General features: G+C 68.4%; 1 protein-coding gene. It reads left to right on the top strand.

What is annotated here, in order from left to right:
- Positions 1–54 precede the first annotated feature (54 nt).
- The coding region (locus IEV86_RS17550) for an IS3 family transposase (RefSeq protein WP_229734731.1) at positions 55–599 on the top strand (545 nt) is incomplete at its 3' end.

Genomic DNA, 599 nt, shown 5'->3' on the forward strand with positions numbered 1-599 from the left:
GAGCTGACCCTCGGCCGCGGGCTCACCGTCTGGCAGGGGACGGTGGCGATGTTGATGCAGCGAGCGGGCTTGAAGGGCATCGGTGGGCGACCGAAGTGGCGTCGCCCACACCCGGACCTGATCTCCACCGACCTCGTGGACCGACGGTTCCGCCGCGAGGGCCTGGACCAGCTGTGGGTCACCGACATCACCGAGCACCACACCCGCGAGGGCAAGGTCTACTGCGCCGTCGTGCTGGACGTGTGCTCCCGCCGGGTCGTGGGCTGGTCCATCGACTCCTCGCCGACCGCCGCACTGGTGACGAACGCGCTCGGGATGGCGATCGACTCCCGGCGACCGCCGCCCGGCACGGTCATCCATTCTGATCATGGAGTGCAGTTCGGTTCGTGGGCGTTCACCCGACGCGCGAAGGACTCCGGCCTGGTGCCCTCTATGGGCTCGATCGGGGACTGCTACGACAACGCCGTCATCGAGTCGTTCTGGTCCCGCATGCAGGTCGAGCTCCTGGACCGCCAGCGCTGGCGCACCCGGTTGGAGCTGGCGAACGCGATCTTCGAGTACCTCGAGATCTTCCACAACCGCCAGCGCCGGCACTCCGC

Origin of the sequence: Cellulomonas carbonis, assembly GCF_014636275.1 — a bacterium.
Classification (GTDB): Bacteria; Actinomycetota; Actinomycetes; order Actinomycetales; family Cellulomonadaceae; genus Actinotalea; species Actinotalea carbonis.